Raw genomic sequence first — 17,736 nt, 5'->3', positions numbered from 1 at the left:
ATATCAAAAAGGACTTGAAAAATGAAAAATTTGACTGCTGTATTACTAGGTGCCGCTTTATTGTCAGGCAATGTATTTGCTGCTGGTGAAGAAGCTGCTGTAGCTGCGCCAACGACATCTGGTGGCGTTGTTGGTGGTGTGTCATCTGCATTGGGTGTAAGTACAGCTGCCGCAACGGGCATTCTGGCTGTTGTGGGTATCGCTGCTGTTGCCGGCATTGTTTCGGTTACTAACAATGATGATAATGCAACGACGAGTACAAGTACGACTACTTCAACTGGCGGTTAATTACAGTTAGAAGTCGTACATGAGCCACCGTATGGTGGCCTTTTTTTTATTGTTTTGACATTGTGATTATGCCCCCTTATCTGAAAATTTTGCCTTTTGTTCTTGTTTTTCAGGGCTGTAGTAACGTTGGCAAGGGGTATATTGACACGATGGGACACTTGTTGGACCGTCCTAGCGACGTCATTTTGAGTGAGCAACAAATTCGGCAGCAACCTTTTACTAGTGTGTATTTACGTTTGGGTGGTAATCCGCAGGTAGTCGCAGTGCTAGCTTTGATTGAGAATGGTCAGTATAAGTGGGTAACGGCTGATCGGAATATGGTCACGACTCAACAGGGACGTTTGGTTAGTATCGAAGGCGTACCATTTGGACCCCGTTATATTAGTAATTTAGATAATGATCCGTTGACGAAGGGGTTGGGTAATATCAACAGTAAAACTAGTTGGAATCGCCAAATGGATTGGCAGTTAGGTAAGCAGGTGCTTAGTAATTATCAAGTCAAATCCAGCTATAGGCTTGAAGTCGGTCAAAAAATAAAAATAGCTAATACCGAACGTATATTAAATCGTTTGATTGAAAGTAATAAAATTTCTGCTTTAGGTGTGGTGTTTGATAATGAATTTTGGTTTGATCCAAAAACAGAAAAAATCCTACATAGCAAGCAATATGCTAATCCTGCTGAGTACCCTGTAGAAATAACGGTATTAAATTGAGTGCTTGGTGTGGATTTAAATTTTTGTGCGTGATGATGGCTATCTGATTAAATAAAAAAATCTATATACGAGTCGGTGATTGTGAATTTAAAATTTCTAAGTTTGAGTGTTTACAAATCAAAATATATATTTGTCATTTTTTCTAGCTTGCTCATATTAGGCGCGCATGCGGGCATATTGCAAGTTAATGAAAAATCAATCTCTTATGCTGATGGCGCCAAGCTTGAAGTTGTTGTAGATCAGCTATTAATCCCTCCCTTGTCATATTGGCCTGCGACTTATATTCGAAATGCAAATAGCCAGAACGATGCTTTGCTGCTAAAAAATAAAATTTTAGAACAGTTGAGCCAATTAGATCAAAAAAATAAGGGTGTCCTTAAGTTACGGCGTGATATAGAAAGATTTAAACCGTTTGGTCGGATAAATATTAATTTAGATCCAGACTGGATTCGTCTGCGCCCTACTGCCAATCCTCGGTTGATTGGGGACTATCAGATTCAACTTCGATCCCGTCCAAAGACTATTGAAATAATTGGTTTGACTGCACAAAGCCAAACTTTAAGATTTAATGCAAAAGTATTGCATAGTGGGCTTGTTGATCGAGATCGTTATCAGGATTGGGCTGAGCTTAATTTTATCTATGTTATTTCTCCTGATGGTCAGATTTCAAGAATTGACAATGCATACTGGAATTATCGCGAAGTGGATATTTTACCGGGTAGTTTTATTTATATACCGATCAGTTCAAATCAACTGCCTGATTCTATGGAAAATATTAATGATGACATTGCCCAATTGCTAGCTGCAGGCGAAGAGGGTAAAGATGATTAAAGCAAATCGGCATACAAATTTTGTATTAAATAATATACGTAATACTGTACCGCAGTTAAGTCCTTTAATGGGATTGCTAATTTCATTCGGTGCTTGCGCGGGTAATACGGCTGACCCTATTGGTCCATCTCAATCTGATTTTGGCGGTGTAGGATTGATGCAAATGCCTACGGCCAGAATGGCAAAAGAAGGAGAGCTCAGTCTAAATTTGATGGATAACGATCCATACCGTCGTTACTCTATTTCGCTACAAGTGTTGCCTTGGTTGGAAACCACTGTGCGTTATACCGATACTACAACTCGTTTGTATGGTGCGGCTGATTTTAGCGGAGATCAAACGCATAAAGATAAAGGTGTTGATGTTAAATTCCGCCTACTCAAAGAAAACTATTATCAGCCAGAGCTTAGTTTGGGGTTTCGCGATGTGGCGGGGACAGGGTTGTTTGATGGTGAGTTTGTAGTTGCCAATAAGCAGTTTGGTCCGCTTGATTTTTCATTGGGCTTGGGTTGGGGCTATTTAGCGAAAGGCAGCAATATTACAAATCCTTTCTGTAGAGTGAAGGATTCATTTTGCTCTCGTGTCGGGGGATACGGCGGTAGTACGGGTGGGCAGACTAATTTTAAGCGCTTTTTTCATGGGGAAAGCTCTATTTTTGGCGGTCTGGAATATCAAACTCCTTGGCCCTCACTTCGGTTGAAATTTGAATATGATGGTAATGATTATCGAAATGAATTTGCGGGCACAATTGCTCAGCGTAGCCCGATTAATGTAGGGGCTGTATATAGAGTCGCTGATTTTATCGATGCCCAATTGAGTTATCAGCGTGGCAATACGCTGATGTTTGGCCTTATTTTCCGAAACAATTTGAATTCACTACGGCCTATGTCAAACCCTGCTAGTGAGATTTATCAACCTTCGCCTGCGACAAATCTGGTTGATGCGCCATGGGAAAAAATGGCTGAGCAGCTTAATCACAGTGCAGGCTGGGAAAATGCAGAAATTCATGCCGATGAACAAAGTTTAACTGTTGTTGCAGAGCAAACTAAATATCGCAATCCAAATGAGGCTATTGATCGAGCGGCTATCATTCTTGCTAATTCGGCGCCTGCGAGTATCCAGCAATTTAATTTAATAGAAACTAAGCAAGGTATGCCGCTTGAAAAAACCGTAATTGATCGAAATCAATTGGCTTTACAACATCAAGAGCCTGTATTGGGTGTGGCTAATGTTGTGGCTGAGCCTATTACAATAGAGCCCGTTATGCCGCTGGAAAACATTGTTCGGCCAGCAAAAGATAATTGGATTAACTATTACGTCAATCCCTTATTGGTTCAGTCAATTGGTGGGCCAGAAGCATTCTATATGTATCAAGTTGGTTTAAACGGTGTGGTAGAAGCTAAGTTTGCTCAGCATTATTTATTATCAGGCATGCTTTATCTGAATTTAGCTGATAATTATGATCAATTTAATTATACCGAGCAGCCGCCAGATGGCAATTACTTGCCACCTGTTCGTACCTTGATTCGAAAATATGTGAATGAAAGACCTGTACGCATAAACAATTTGCAATTGACTCGGTTTGACCAGCTTGCTGATGGGTGGTACTCGCAATTGTATGGTGGTTATCTGGAAATGATGTTTGCTGGTGTTGGTGGTGAAGTGATGTACCGTCCACTAAATACTAATTGGGCGCTTGGTTTTGATCTTAATTGGGTGCGGCAGCGAGATTGGGAAAACCAATTTGGCTTGCTGGATTACAGTGTTACGACTGGAAATCTGTCTGCATACACCAAATTACCTTATGTGGATAATGTCTGGGCCAAGCTGAGCGTGGGGCGCTACCTTGCTAAAGACATTGGTGGAACAATTGATGTTTCTAAAGAGTTTGATAGTGGGATACGGGCGGGTTTTTTTGCCACTAAAACCAATGTTAGTGCGGAACAATATGGCGAAGGTGGCTTTACTAAGGGGTTTTATTTATCGATTCCATTTGATTTGTTTTCGGTCCGTTCCTCGCGTCAAAAAGCGAGTATTTCTTGGGTCGCACTTACACGAGACGGTGGTCAGCCACTGGGGCGGAAATTCAATCTTCACAGCTTAACGGAGTCACGTGGTGAGGTTGATAGTATCTTCAAGTAAGTGGACGGTGGGCTTGTTGGCAATAATGCTGTAATTTTGCTATCATCTGGCAAATTTTATTTTGATGCGCTGGATGATTCATTTCGCATCAATTCATACATTTTTAAGGTTACGCTGATTTATTTTCCACCTTCTAATTTTTCTATTGGTAATCCTGTGGATTAGTGTGCAAAGCGTAGCGCAGGAATAGCGACCTGAGAAAAAATCAGTCTTCTCTTAAATACCTAAAAGTAGTTTATATAATTATGAATTTAAAAAAGTTGAGCTGCACCTTTGCTGTTTTTCAGCTACTGGTTCTATCTTGTTTTGCGGGAGAATTGCGCTATCCGGCAGGAGCAAGTAAGGGTTATAATACAGTTCCTTCGAGCGACTTTAGTGACTCTAGCAATTCTATGCAAGGGAAAAATGCGGTCACTGCACCGGTGTACAACCCCTTATCTGAAGCGAATAAACTACGGCAACGGCGTGATGTACCTGCAGACACCGTTCATCCTTGTAATCCTGCAGATGCTTTTTTTTCCCCATTCCAACGCCTAGTTTGTGATTCACTTGGTTTATCAGTGCCGGTATATGGTCAAAGTCTATTGAGTAATGATGCCGCCAACTTTGCTCCAGGTAGTGATGTGCAAGCCAGTGCGGACTATCCGGTTGGTCCCGGCGATGAACTACTGCTTAAAGTATGGGGCAGTGTGGATTTGTCGAGTCGTTTGGTTGTTGATCGAAATGGTGCGGTCTTTATCCCTAGCGTTGGAAATATCCCAGTGGCAGGGACACCCTTTGCCCAGTTAGACCATGTTATCGGTAAAGCCATTGCTGTTTACTACAAAGATTTGAAAATTTCGATTTCGATGGGGCAATTACGCACAATTCCGGTGTATTTAACAGGAATGGCTAAAACGCCTGGTCGGCTGATGGTTAACTCAAACAGTACCTTGCTCAATGCAATTATGGAGGCGGGGGGCGTTGGGGCGCAAGGCTCTTTGCGTAGGCTGGAATTGCGCCGTATGGGGCAAACAGTGGGTACTTTTGATTTATATGATTTATTGCTTAAGGGCGATAAGTCAAAAGATCTGCGCCTGCAATCTGGTGATGTAATTTTTATCCCGCCAGTGGGTGCACAGGTCGCTTTGCTGGGACCAGTAAAACAGCCTGCTATTTATGAATTGAAAGGTGGTGAAACTGCACAAGATTTACTGCTCTTAGTCGGTGGTGAATCGGTCTTGAGTAAAGAAGGGCAGGTGCAATTAGAGCAAATTAAACATCGCAAAGCGCGCAGTGCAAAAGTACTCGCTCAAAGCGAGTTGGCGACGTTTAAATTAACTAATGGCGATATTTTACAATGGCAGCCGTTGGCGATGAAATACGAGGGTGTGGTAAATCTGCGTAGTAGTTTAGGTTTGGCTTTGCGTGCAGAGTGGAAGCCTGGAATGCGTATTTCTGATTTGATTCCTGATGTTGACTTTCTTTTGACCCCCAAATATTGGGAAGATCGGAGTAAAGGTTTATTTAATACTGCAATTAAAACCGCAGCTCAAGAGACGCAAGCAAATACGATTCGTAGCCAAAGCGGACAAGAAATTAACTGGGACTATGCTGCAATTCAGCGGCGGGATCCAAAAACCTTTGAAAACAAGTTAATTAGTTTTAATTTGGCTAAGGCGTTGAAAAAAGATCCAGCCAATGACATTCAATTGCAAGCTGATGATATCGTTACCATTTTTACTCGTAATGACATGCGCTCTCCAATTGGTTCTCTACCTAAATATGTCACTGTTGAAGGTGAGGTTGCTGTTCCGGGGGTATACCAAATTAAGTCAAATGAAACACTGCAAGATGTAGTACAGCGCGCAGGTGGCTTGACCGAAGATGGTTGGCTCTTTGCTGCTGAGTTGACTCGTTTGTCAGTGCGTGAGCAGCAAAGAAAATCGTTGGATGAAATGGCCGATGAGTTAGAGGCGAATACGACGTCTATGAGTGCTTCCAAACTACAAAATGCGACGGGACAAACTGCCGCACTTGAGGCAAAAGGTCAGACCGAGCTGGGTAAGGGCTTGGTAGATCGGATTCGTAAAACACAGCCTTCAGGTCGAATTGTGCTTGGCTTGCTGCCTGATGCTTTAGAGGAGGATCTGCCTGATGCCACTCTAGAAGATGGTGACCGCTTCTATGTGCCACGTAAGGCAACGACTGTAGCGGTTAGCGGGCAGGTTTATAACCGAAACGCTGCTTTTTTATATAGCAGTAAAAAAACCTTGGCGGATTATTTGAATATGGCAGGTGGTTATAAAGAAGATGCCAATGAAGATCAAGTGTATGTAATGCGTGCAGATGGCAGCATTATCGGTTCGAATAATCGCGGATGGTTAAGTAAGACGGCATTAAGTCAAAATGCTTTACCTGGCGACTTGCTAATTGTGCCACAAAAGATAGATAAAACTACTTGGGTGAAAGATGCAATGGATTGGACTCAAATCCTAAGCAATTTCGCGACAGGTGTTGCTGCGATCAATGTATTGGGATACTAAGCATGACGACTGCTAACCTAACAACCGAGTCGGCTCCAATACCTGATGATGAAATTAGCTTGATTGATTTATTGATTGTGTTGGTTAAAAACAAAGCCTTGATTATTAAGACTACTGCGATTTTCGGCGTGGCAGCGGTAACTTATGCTTTATTAGCAACGCCAATTTTTGAGGCTGAAACGACAATTTTGCCACCACAGCAGCAATCGGGCGCATCGGCGATGTTAGCTTCACTCGGTGGCCTAGGTGCTTTGGCTGGCGGTGCTGGTGGGATTAAAAATCCAAATGATATCTATATCGGCATGATGGGGAGTCGTGCCGTACAAGAGCCTCTAGTAAAACAGTTTGATTTAAAAAAATATTACGCTTCGGAAACGCTTAGTGGAGCATTAAAAACACTAGAGGCACGTACAGCTATTACATCCGGTAAAGATGGCTTGATTAGCATTAAAGTGAACGATAAAGACCCAAAGCGGGCGGCTGATTTAGCCAATGCTTATGTTGTGGAATTGCGCTCGTTATCTGGACATTTAGCAGTAGGCGAAGCAGCACAACGTCGTCAGTTGTTTGAAATTCAACTTGCTAAAGTCAAAAAAAATCTGGCTGATGCTGAAGTTGCTTTAAAAAAAGAGCAGGAAAAAACTGGATTCTTTACATTAGAGGCGTCAGGTAAAGCAACCATGGAGGCTTTGGTAGCCCTCCGAGCGCAAATGGCGGCAAGACAAGTCCAGCTCAGTTCGATGAGTACCGTTGTTACTGAAGACAATCCTGAATACAAACGGGTTAAAGCCGAAATTGCCGGTTTGCAAGCGCAGTTATTTGTAATTAACAAAGGCTCTACTGATGAAGATGTGTTGGTCAGTAAAGCAAAAGTACCTGAAGCAGGGTTAGAATTTATCCGCAAACTTCGTGATGTAAAATATCAGGAAATGTTGTTTGAGCTAATGGCTAAGCAATTAGAAATGGCGCGTTTGGACGAGGCAAAAGAAGGTGCAAATATTCAGGTGCTCGATGCCGCTACCCCTCCAGAGAATAAACTTAAACCAAAGCGCGGATTAATTGTGTTGTTAGGGCTATTTGCTGGTGGTTTTTTTGGTATCTTGCTGGCGTTTATCCGCGAAGCTCTCCAGAAGGCCTCGCAAAATGCTGAAAATGCCGTGCGTATGAATGAATTAAAACAATATTGGAAAGGTCAAAAATAATGACAATTTTAGTCACAGGCGGAGCCGGATTTATTGGTGGTAATTTTGTTTTAGACTGGCTAGCTGGTTGTGATGAGCTGTTGATTAACGTAGATAAGTTAACCTACGCAGGTAATCTTGATACATTAAAAAGCTTGGATGGCGATCATCGTCATATATTTGTGCGTGCTGATATTGGTAATCGGGATGCGCTGAGTCGACTATTGGCTGAGCATCAGCCACGTGCAGTGATTAATTTTGCCGCTGAATCGCACGTTGATCGCTCAATTACTGGCCCGGGTGAGTTTATTCAAACTAATGTGGTCGGTACGTTTAATTTACTTGAATCAGTTCGCAGCTATTGGACTGATTTAGCAGCGATGAAAAAATCTGCATTTCGTTTTCTGCATGTTTCTACCGATGAAGTGTACGGCACGTTGGCAGCGAATGACCCGGCGTTTGCGGAAGAAAAAGCGTTTGAACCGAATAGCCCATATTCCGCCAGCAAAGCCGCATCGGATCATTTAGTGCGCGCTTGGCATCACACCTATGGCTTGCCAGTATTGACGACTAATTGTTCAAACAACTATGGCCCCTACCATTTTCCAGAAAAACTGATTCCGCTGGTGATTTTGAATGCGCTAGCTGGTAAGGCTTTACCAATTTATGGCGATGGCCAGCAAATCCGTGATTGGTTGTACGTCAAAGATCATTGCTCGGCGATTCGTCGTGTGCTGGAAGCAGGCAAAGTGGGCGAAACGTATAACGTCGGTGGCTGGAATGAAAAAGCCAATTTGGATGTCGTACATACAATTTGCAGCTTGTTGGATGAATTGCAGCCAAAGGCCGACGGTAAAGCTTATGTTGAGCAAATCACTTATGTCACCGATAGACCCGGTCACGACCGTCGCTACGCGATTGATGCGCGCAAATTAGAGTGTGAATTGGGTTGGAAACCAGCAGAAACATTTGAATCAGGCATCCGCAAAACAGTGGAATGGTATTTGGTGAATCAAGATTGGGTGAGCAATGTGACTAGTGGCGCATATCTTGAGTGGGTATCAGCCCAGTATGGAGCTTAAACGTGGCTTTGACGAAGATATTGCTTACCGGTAAAAATGGCCAAGTCGGTTTTGAATTGCAGCGTAGCCTTGCCGTGCTCGGCGAAGTGATTGCCATTGGGCGTGATGAGTGTGATTTAAGCAGTCCCGAGGCGATTCGTGAATTGGTACAGCGTATTCGCCCCGATATCATTGTTAATCCGGCCGCGCATACCGCAGTGGATCGCGCCGAATCTGAAGTTGAACTCGCTACTTTGCTCAATGCAACCGCACCTCAGGTTTTTGCTGAGGAAGCTGCGAAGCTCGGTGTATTGCTAGTGCATTATTCGACTGATTATGTGTTTGATGGCTGTAAATCGGGTTGCTACGTTGAAAGTGACGCGACCAACCCACAATCTGTATATGGCAAAACGAAGCTAGCGGGTGAAGAAGCTATTCGCGCTAGCGGCTGCCAGCATTTGATTTTCCGCACTAGTTGGGTGTTCGGCGCGCATGGCGCTAATTTCTTAAAAACGATGTTGCGTCTGATGCAGCAGCGCGATGCTTTGGGCGTGGTCGCCGATCAAATCGGCGCACCGACTTCGGCGAGTTTAATTGCCGATGTAACGGCGCAAATTATTGCGCAATATCTCCATGCTGCAGATCAGGCCCAGTTTGATTTTGGCACTTATCACTTAGTCGCTAGTGGTGAAACCAGTTGGCACGGGTATGCGTCGCTAGTTAATGATCTTGCTATCCTGCAAGGCTATACCCTAAAGCTTAGCCGCAAAGAGATCAAAGCCATCCCTGCAACTGACTATCCAGTACCTGCACCACGCCCTGCTAATTCACGGCTCAATACTCAAAAGCTGCAAGATACTTTTGGCCTAGTTTTGCCGGATTGGACTATGGGTGTACAGCAAGTGATGACGCTATTAAAACCGTCGTGAATCGACTAAAAGACACAAGGAATTAGCATGGCAAATCGTAAAGGTATTATTTTGGCAGGCGGTTCCGGTACGCGTTTGTATCCAGCAACGATCGCCGTATCTAAACAACTGCTGCCTATCTATGACAAACCAATGATCTACTACCCGCTCAGTGCATTGCTGTTAGCAGGTATACGCGATATTTTGATTATTTCCACCCCACAAGACACGCCCCGCTTTGAGCAATTGCTCGGCGACGGTAGTCTGTGGGGTATCAAATTGCAATATGCAGTGCAACCTAGTCCAGATGGTCTTGCGCAAGCGTTTATCATTGGGGAAGGCTTTATTGGTCAAGATGACGTGGCTTTGGTGCTGGGCGATAATATTTTCTACGGCCATGAGTTTGCCGAGCTATTGCAAGCGGCGTCTGCCAAAGATAGTGGTGCGAGTGTATTTGCTTACCACGTGAATGACCCTGAGCGTTACGGCGTGGTTGATTTTGATGCCAACGGAAAAGCGCTTTCCATCGAAGAGAAACCAGCTAAACCGAAATCGAATTACGCGGTCACGGGGCTGTATTTTTACGATAATAGCGTGATCGAAATCGCGAAAAATATTAAGCCATCACCACGTGGGGAGCTAGAAATTACCGATGTGAACGGAGCGTACCTTGCAAAAGGTCAGCTGGATGTACAAACCATGGGTCGTGGTTATGCATGGCTAGATACAGGAACCCATGAATCCATGCTGGAAGCCAGCCAATTCATCCAAACTATCGAAGCCCGTCAAGGCTTGAAAGTGTGTTGCCCAGAAGAAATTGCTTATCGCCAAGGCTGGATTGATGCGGCGCAGGTTGAGAAGTTGGCTCAGCCATTGAAGAAAAATGCTTATGGTCAATATCTATTGCGCTTGATTAAAGAGATCATTTATTAAAATGAATATTATTGATACCGAAATTCCGGATGTAAAAATTATTGAACCTGCCGTGTTTGGTGATGAGCGTGGTTTTTTTTACGAAAGTTTTAATCAAGCCAAATTCGAAGCAGCAATTGGTAGAAAAGTAGAGTTTGCACAAGATAATCACTCGAAATCAGTAAAGGGTGTTTTGCGTGGTTTGCATTACCAAATTCAACATCCACAAGGTAAATTGGTGCGTTGCACACGGGGTGAAGTATTTGACGTGGCGGTAGATATTCGTAAATCTTCGCCCACGTTTGGGAAATGGGTGGGGGTTACCTTAAGTGAAGAAAATAAGCGACTGTTGTGGATTCCAGAAGGATTTGCACATGGGTTTGTCGTCGTAAGTGAAGTCGCTGAATTTTTGTACAAAACGACTGATTATTGGCATCCGGAGTTTGAACGTAGCTTGCTGTGGAATGATAAAAATTTAGATATTCAATGGCCTTTAGATGTTGAACCTCAGTTATCTAAAAAAGATCAAGCGGGTATTACCTTTGATCAGCAGGATTTTCTTAAAAGATTTTATTAATGAATGATGATATTGAATTTTTTATTGAAGCACAGCCAAATGTCGGGTTTTCTGAACTGGTTTGGGATGTTTTCTTTAAATCTAGAGAGCGTGGGATTTCATTGAAAAAACACGTTCCTTTTCTTTTGAATAGTTCAGATAATATTTATTATATTCTATGCAAAAAAGCTGGTCGTGTCATTGGTGGCTTAGTTCTGCAGCGATGTGTACATTCTGAGATTGGTGTTTATGGGGTTATTGGACTTGTGTGTGTAGCAAGTGAATGTCGAGGCAGCGGTATAGCAAAATTATTGCTAGACCGAGCGATTAAATTAGCAAAAGAGATTGATTTTTCAGCTTGCACATTATGGACACGATTTCCCGCTGTATATGTTGGGCATGGTTTTGAAATGGTAGGAAAAGCGTTTTCAGGCACAATAGATTTTTCTGATAAAGAATTAAGTTTTAATCAGAAATTTGAGCAGTTTGATCTACCTGTTATTCCTTCATTTTCAATTTCAGGCAGTAAAGTAGTTGTTGATGCTTCTTCATTTAGCTATGTAGATAATGGTTCTATTAGAACACTCGTCGATTGGACTGGTGATGTCGGTGTGGTGCTTTCTGCCGTTAGAAATTTGATGCCGCGTAGAATTAAATTTTTATTATCGAGCGATGATTGTTTAATCAAGAAAATTGATGGAGAGTATGGGATTGTTACTCTTGATGGAGAAGCAAATCAGATGTGGTTGGTTTTCGATTCTAGTTTGAATGCGAATACCATAAATGAAAAAATTTGGATTGGTTTACTAGATAGAATCTAAGGGAAAACATGCTGCCACTAATTAAAGTAGGTTTGCCAGAAAGTAATAAACTAATGCCAATGCTAGAGCAGGTGCTTTATAGTGGTATGTTGGCAGAAGGTGAGCCAGTCTATGAATTTGAGCGCCAATTCGCTCGGCATTTTGGACTTGATCGTGCAGTTGCGATGTCAAGTGGTACAGCGGCATTGCATGCTGCATTGGTGTTAGCTGGCGTCGCTGCTGGTGATGAAGTGATTACGACAAGTATGACCGCTGAGCCCACAAATGTGGTCATTCTGCAGATAGGTGCAATTCCTGTATTTGCCGATGTGGATATTAGCTCAGGTAATTTGGATCCGGCAGATATTGCACAAAAAATCACGAAAAAAACTCGTGCGATTGTTGTTGTTCATTACGCAGGTATTCCAGTTCGTTTAGCGGAAATTGCTGAGATTGCTCAGCGTCATGGGATACCTTTAATTGAGGATTGTGCTCATGCACTAGGTGCTCGTTATAATGATAAAGGCATTGGTTGTGTGGGAGATTTTGCAATTTTCTCATTCCAAGCTATTAAGCATATGACGACAATCGATGGTGGTGTGCTCACTTTTAAAGATGAGTCTTTACTAAGGGCTGCGAAGAAATTTAGATGGTTTGGGCTCGAAAAAGGTATCCCACGTACAGAAGTTGATATAACGAGTGTCGGTTATAAATACAATATGCATAATGTTGCAGCGACGATTGGTCTCGCTCAACTTGACGTTATTGATAATGTAATTAGCCGACATCAAGCTAACGGTCATTTTTTTGATGAACATATCTCTAGCATCTCTGGGCTTAGCGTTCCTACATTTGATGCCACAGCGCTACCGAGCTATTGGCTCTATACGGTATTTTCTGATGATTTTGCTGATATTGAAAAGCGGCTTGCAGAGGTTGGGGTTGCCGCCAACAAATTACATCGCCCCAATCATTATCACAGTATTTTCAAACCTTATGCAGGTGAACTTCCTCAGCTTGAAAAATACTATCAGCGTATGATTCACGTGCCATGCGGTTGGTGGGTAACAGACGACGATCGAGAAAAAATAGTTGATGCCTTAAAACGAGGTTAAGTGTGAAATCAATCTCATTATTTAGTGTATTCAATTCGCCTCAAATGGAAGATATTGCTATCGAGGTATTACGGAGTGGGCGTATCGCTGGAGGTGGGTATGTTTCTCAATTTGAAGCAGGCTTAGGTCGCTTACTTGATGCGGAGCATGTTGTAACCACGGTAGATATGACGAGCGGGATTCATCTGGCATTGTACCTTTCTGGTGTAAGGGCTGGCGATGAAGTAATTACTACTCCGTTTGCCTGCCTTGCGACGAATTCGCCCATTGCTGCTATGGGGGCGACTGCTGTATGGGCTGATGTATCTCCAGATAGCGTATGTATTGATCCAAAGGCATTTTTAGCTTTAATTACTCCTAAAACTAAAGCTGCAATTTTATATCATGTTGCTGGTTATCCTGGGCCAGTAGCGGAAATTGCGAATATTTGTCGTGAGCATGGTATTGCATTAATTGAAGATTGTGATAACGCGCTTTTGGCTACTTATGCGGGAAAGAATGTTGGCTCATGGGGGGACTTTGCAGTTTATTCATTTTATCCAAATCGGCAAATCAACACGACTGAAGGTGGTGCATTAGTTTGCCGCTCAGCTGAAAGTGCAGCAGATGCTCGTCGATTACGCCGATTAGGAATTAACTTAAGTCAATTTAGGCGATCTGATGGTGAAATAAATCCGGCAGAAGATGTCGCTGAAGCAGGTTGGGCTTATACAATGAATAATTTATGTGCCGCTCTAGGGTTTATACAATTATCAGATGTTGAGACGCGAGTTGCTATGGCACGTCGCCATGCGGCCTATTTAGAGAAACGATTTCAAGGGCACGCCAGCATAAAATCGATAAAACCGCTGGATCAAAGTGTGCCTGCATATTGGGTCTATCTCATTAGTACTCCACAACGTAATCAGTTACTTGCACGATTGAAAAGTGAAGGTATTGCGGCATCGATTTTGCACAATTTAAATAACACTTATAGTTGTTTTGATCCGCATATATCAAGTAGCAACTTACCGAATTCAACTGCATTACAAGAAACTATTATTGCATTGCCTTGCGGTTGGTGGCTTGATGATACAGATTTAAAATATATTGCGGATATAGTCTTGGCTGCTGCGTAAATTTAATTGGAATAAAAATGCAGTCAGTACTTAGAAGGAAAGGATTGGTTGACTTAGCAATGCTATTTTTTAGCAAAGCAGGCGGCGTACTCGTGGGGATTATTTTTCTCCCCCTATATAGCCACTTATTAGGTGTAGATCAGTTTAGTATATTGGTTGTTATTCTGTCGATTCAAGCATTACTATTAATGTTGGATTTTGGAATGGCAACTATTGTTGGGCGTGAGTTAGCTATAGAGTCTGAGCCCATAGAAAAAATAAAGACCTATTTTAGTTCTATTGCTTTTTTGTCGCTAATTTATATTGTTGTTACAATTTTATATTTTATTGTGCATGGTTTTTTTGGTTATTTAAATGAAATTGCTGTCGAAAGTGTTTTGCTTGCGTTTACGCTATTTCTCACTAGTGTTTTACAAAATGTTATTACAACGGCGCTCATTGCAGTACAGAAATATAAATCAGTAAGTGCTATTCAAGCCATCTCTGTTTTAATTAAAGCTATTTGCACTTTGTTGGTGTTGAAATATATCACGCCATCAGTTGATGGATTTTTAATTGTGCACTGTAGTTTGGGTATTCTGCATGTTTTAATATTACATCGTGTTTTTATTGGAATTAATACTTTTAAAGACTGTCGGAGGCGTAAAAAAATTACTCTCGCAGAAGTAAAAAAGGTGGCTGTGTCTGGTCGACCGCTTTTTATGTTTGGCGTTGCTGGAGCGTTAGCATTACAAGCGGATAAACTAATTATTTCACGCTATATGTCTGCCGCTGAGGTATCCGCTTATTTTTTTGCAATGACGTTTTGTATGACGCCGCTTGCAATTTTAGGTGGGCCTATTGCACAATATTTCCAACCAAAAATAGTTTCGGCGGTGACACAAGTAAAAAATGAAGAAATACGTCATTTAGTTAAATATTTTGTATTCGCTATGCTTGGAGTTATTTTATCTATTTCTTTATTTTTGCTATTTTTTCGTGATGAAATATTACATTTTTGGCTTAGGTCTTTTCCTTTTGTTCCTCTAGTGTCCAAGTATGTAGCAATTTTAATGCCTGGACTAGCTATTGGCGCGCTAGGGTTTATTCCATTTGTATTTCTAACATCAATTCAAGATTTCAATTTTCAAGCGAGACTTTCTGTATTGCTTACAGTTACGTTGATCTTTTGCATTTTTATAGGTTCATGGTTTAATAGATTAGATTTTGTTTGTGCGAGTTATGCGATTTACCATTCTTGCTCGACAATTTTATCTTGGGGGCGCTCTGTAATGCTTCGCCAAGTTAAAATATACGCTGTCTATGCAGCATCTCTAGCAACTGGCCCTGTATCATTGTTTCTTATTATTTGTTTCTTTTTATTGAAATAGCTTATTCGGAGTCGTAAATGTTTGATGATAAAGTATTAATGATTACTGGTGGTACGGGTTCATTTGGTAATACTGTATTGAATCGATTTTTAAACACGAATGTACGTGAGATCATCGTATTTAGTCGGGATGAAAAAAAGCAAGAAGATATGAGGATTGCAATTGCTAACCCTAAAGTAAAATTTCATATCGGTGATACGCGGGATTATACAAGCGTTAGACAGTCCATGCGGGGTGTTGATTATGTATTTCATGCTGCGGCATTAAAGCAAGTCCCATCATGTGAATTTTACCCGATGGAGGCTGTGAGAACGAATGTAATTGGTACAGAAAATGTATTAAATGCAGCTATCGATGCTGGCGTAAAACGCGTTATTTTATTGAGTACAGATAAGGCCGTATATCCAATTAATGCCATGGGCATTTCAAAAGCAATGGCAGAAAAAGTATTGGTCGCTAAATCACGTACCGTAGCTGCTGGTGGTACGGTAATGTGTGCAACACGTTATGGCAATGTAATGGCATCTCGTGGCTCCGTAATTCCACTATTTATTGAGAAAATAAAGGCTGGGTTACCATTGACGGTTACAGATCCGAATATGACTCGTTTTTTAATGTCTCTTGAAGATTCTGTAGATTTAGTATTGCACGCATTTGAGCACGGCGAACAAGGTGATATTTTTGTTCAAAAAGCTCCAGCAAGTACAATTGGAGATTTGACAATTGCTATTAAGGAGTTACTAAATAGCGATGCTTTAATTAATATTATTGGTACTCGGCACGGCGAGAAACTTTATGAATCTTTAGTTTCTCGTGAAGAAATGGCGAAAGCAAGTGATATGGGTCGCTATTATAGAATTCCAGCAGATAATAGAGATTTAAATTATGATAAATTTATTGTAGAAGGTCAGCCTGAGGCTAATGATATTGACGATTATACCTCTCATAATACAAATAGACTGCGTATCGAAGAAATCAAAGAGCTGTTACTTACTTTGAGTTATGTTCGTGCAGAATTAGGGCTTAAATATAATTGAGTGATTTTACAATGCCTATTGTTTCTGTAATTATTCCTACACACAATCGAGCTCACTATGTGATTCCTACGATCAAAGCGCTTTTGGGCGCTTCTGATGAGCTTGAGGTAATTGTTTCGGACACATCTGACATTGATTTGATATCAAGTCAGTTGGTGGGGGTCGATGGTTTGAATCGGCTAAATTTGATTCGTCCAATGAAAAAGCTAAATGTTGTTGAAAACTTTAACTTAGCATGCCGTGCAGCTACTGGTGAATTTTTGGTTTTTATCGGCGATGATGATCTTGTTCATCCGTCGGTCATCGATATTGCGAAATATGCAAAGTTAGAAGAAATAGACTCAATTAAATTTTCTCATCCTGCATTGTATTACTGGCCAGATTTTATGCATGCAAGAAAAGGTGATGCATATTCTGGTGCTTTATATATTTCGGCTTTTACAGGTCAAGTGAAGCCACTTAATGCACGTGGGGCATTAGATGAAGCGCTGCATAATTTCGGAGCAGGTGTATTGAATATGCCTAGGGCATATGCTGGAATGATCTCTCATAGCTTAGCAAAGCGGATTCAAGCAAAGTATGGTGAACTATTTGGTGGTGTTAGCCCTGATATATTTAGTTCGGCACTTATTTCTCTTGAATCGAGCAAATGTGTAACGATTGATTATCCTGCAATTATTCCCGGCGCCTCTGGTGCTAGTACCGCTGGACAAAGTGCGAACGGTACTCATGTTGGGGCGCTAAGAGATAATGCTCACATTGGTGCATTTAAGGATTTAGTGTGGGATGAGCGTATACCTGAATTTTATAGTGTACCGACTGTTTGGTCTTTTTCTCTACTAAAGGCAATTGATTGTGCAAATTATAATGGCAGTTCTCCGGACTTTTACCGCTTGTATGCTAAATGCTTTATTTTTCATAGATATCACAATTCAATTACGTTAACATCTCTTCGCTCGATTTTTAAGGCAGATGATCATTATCTTAAATATATCAAATTGTTTTCTGGTTTTTTTTTAGAGCTGCTTGATATTACTAAGAGAGTAGGATTGAGGCTTTTTCGATTTACTCCAGTTAGTGCTAAAACATGCCGAGTTGAATTTAAAAATACACATGATGTATGCAAGGCGCTAAATAGTGAGGAGTTACGGATACTGCTCTCTCCTTGGCGGTGCCCATGA

Annotated in this window: 16 protein-coding genes; all 16 read left to right on the top strand. The window is 41.6% G+C overall.

The window, feature by feature from the left end:
• Positions 1 to 21 precede the first annotated feature (21 nt).
• The 16 genes from Q320_RS0110845 to Q320_RS0110765 all read left to right on the top strand — a co-directional run bounded on the left by Q320_RS0110845 (position 22) and on the right by Q320_RS0110765 (position 17,736).
• On the top strand, positions 22 to 288 hold the full coding sequence (locus Q320_RS0110845; RefSeq protein WP_027469024.1) for a hypothetical protein: 267 nt from the start codon (positions 22 to 24) through the stop codon (positions 286 to 288).
• Between the two features lie 68 nt (positions 289 to 356).
• Positions 357 to 1,001 (top strand): YjbF family lipoprotein, encoded by a 645-nt coding sequence (locus Q320_RS0110840; RefSeq protein ID WP_084282588.1) that lies wholly within the window; start codon positions 357 to 359, stop codon positions 999 to 1,001.
• 81 nt (positions 1,002 to 1,082) lie between these two features.
• Positions 1,083 to 1,832, top strand: a complete 750-nt coding sequence (locus Q320_RS0110835; protein WP_169734452.1) for a capsule biosynthesis GfcC D2 domain-containing protein — start codon at positions 1,083 to 1,085, stop codon at positions 1,830 to 1,832.
• Positions 1,825 to 3,972, top strand: a complete 2,148-nt coding sequence (locus Q320_RS0110830; protein ID WP_211251220.1) for a YjbH domain-containing protein — start codon at positions 1,825 to 1,827, stop codon at positions 3,970 to 3,972. Before Q320_RS0110835 ends, Q320_RS0110830 begins: the two co-directional genes overlap by 8 nt.
• 392 nt (positions 3,973 to 4,364) lie before the next feature.
• A complete protein-coding gene (locus tag Q320_RS0110820) occupies positions 4,365 to 6,497 on the top strand; it encodes an SLBB domain-containing protein (RefSeq protein ID WP_027469020.1) in 2,133 nt (710 codons plus the stop codon).
• Positions 6,498 to 6,499: 2 nt separating this feature from the next.
• Positions 6,500 to 7,699 (top strand): GumC family protein, encoded by a 1,200-nt coding sequence (locus tag Q320_RS0110815; protein ID WP_035853468.1) that lies wholly within the window; start codon positions 6,500 to 6,502, stop codon positions 7,697 to 7,699.
• Complete coding sequence (rfbB, locus tag Q320_RS0110810) at positions 7,699 to 8,760, top strand: dTDP-glucose 4,6-dehydratase (RefSeq protein WP_027469018.1); 1,062 nt, start codon at positions 7,699 to 7,701, stop codon at positions 8,758 to 8,760. The genes Q320_RS0110815 and rfbB overlap by 1 nt, the downstream gene beginning before the upstream one ends.
• A gap of 2 nt (positions 8,761 to 8,762) precedes the next feature.
• Complete coding sequence (rfbD, locus tag Q320_RS0110805) at positions 8,763 to 9,668, top strand: dTDP-4-dehydrorhamnose reductase (protein ID WP_027469017.1); 906 nt, start codon at positions 8,763 to 8,765, stop codon at positions 9,666 to 9,668.
• A gap of 27 nt (positions 9,669 to 9,695) precedes the next feature.
• On the top strand, positions 9,696 to 10,580 hold the full coding sequence (rfbA, locus tag Q320_RS0110800) for a glucose-1-phosphate thymidylyltransferase RfbA (protein ID WP_027469016.1): 885 nt from the start codon (positions 9,696 to 9,698) through the stop codon (positions 10,578 to 10,580).
• 1 nt (position 10,581) lies between these two features.
• Positions 10,582 to 11,136, top strand: a complete 555-nt coding sequence (gene rfbC, locus Q320_RS0110795; protein ID WP_035853466.1) for a dTDP-4-dehydrorhamnose 3,5-epimerase — start codon at positions 10,582 to 10,584, stop codon at positions 11,134 to 11,136.
• The gene (locus Q320_RS20840) at positions 11,136 to 11,936 is read left to right on the top strand and encodes a GNAT family N-acetyltransferase (protein ID WP_027469014.1); all 801 of its coding nucleotides are present in this window, start codon (positions 11,136 to 11,138) and stop codon (positions 11,934 to 11,936) included. The genes rfbC and Q320_RS20840 overlap by 1 nt, the downstream gene beginning before the upstream one ends.
• Positions 11,937 to 11,944: 8 nt before the next feature.
• Entirely contained in the window at positions 11,945 to 13,030 is a 1,086-nt protein-coding gene (locus Q320_RS0110785) for a DegT/DnrJ/EryC1/StrS family aminotransferase (protein WP_027469013.1), read from the top strand.
• 2 nt (positions 13,031 to 13,032) lie between these two features.
• Positions 13,033 to 14,148 carry a DegT/DnrJ/EryC1/StrS family aminotransferase gene (locus tag Q320_RS0110780; RefSeq protein WP_027469012.1) on the top strand — a complete coding sequence of 372 codons (1,116 nt, stop codon included), beginning with the start codon at positions 13,033 to 13,035 and terminating at the stop codon, positions 14,146 to 14,148.
• Between the two features lie 17 nt (positions 14,149 to 14,165).
• Positions 14,166 to 15,518, top strand: a complete 1,353-nt coding sequence (locus tag Q320_RS0110775; protein ID WP_027469011.1) for a lipopolysaccharide biosynthesis protein — start codon at positions 14,166 to 14,168, stop codon at positions 15,516 to 15,518.
• A gap of 17 nt (positions 15,519 to 15,535) precedes the next feature.
• A complete protein-coding gene (locus tag Q320_RS0110770) occupies positions 15,536 to 16,555 on the top strand; it encodes a polysaccharide biosynthesis protein (RefSeq protein ID WP_027469010.1) in 1,020 nt (339 codons plus the stop codon).
• 11 nt (positions 16,556 to 16,566) lie between these two features.
• Positions 16,567 to 17,736 (top strand): glycosyltransferase family 2 protein, encoded by a 1,170-nt coding sequence (locus Q320_RS0110765; RefSeq protein WP_027469009.1) that lies wholly within the window; start codon positions 16,567 to 16,569, stop codon positions 17,734 to 17,736.

Source organism: Deefgea rivuli DSM 18356 (assembly GCF_000620145.1).
GTDB lineage: Bacteria > Pseudomonadota > Gammaproteobacteria > Burkholderiales > Chitinibacteraceae > Deefgea > Deefgea rivuli.
This window is presented reverse-complemented; position numbering and strand designations above follow the sequence as displayed.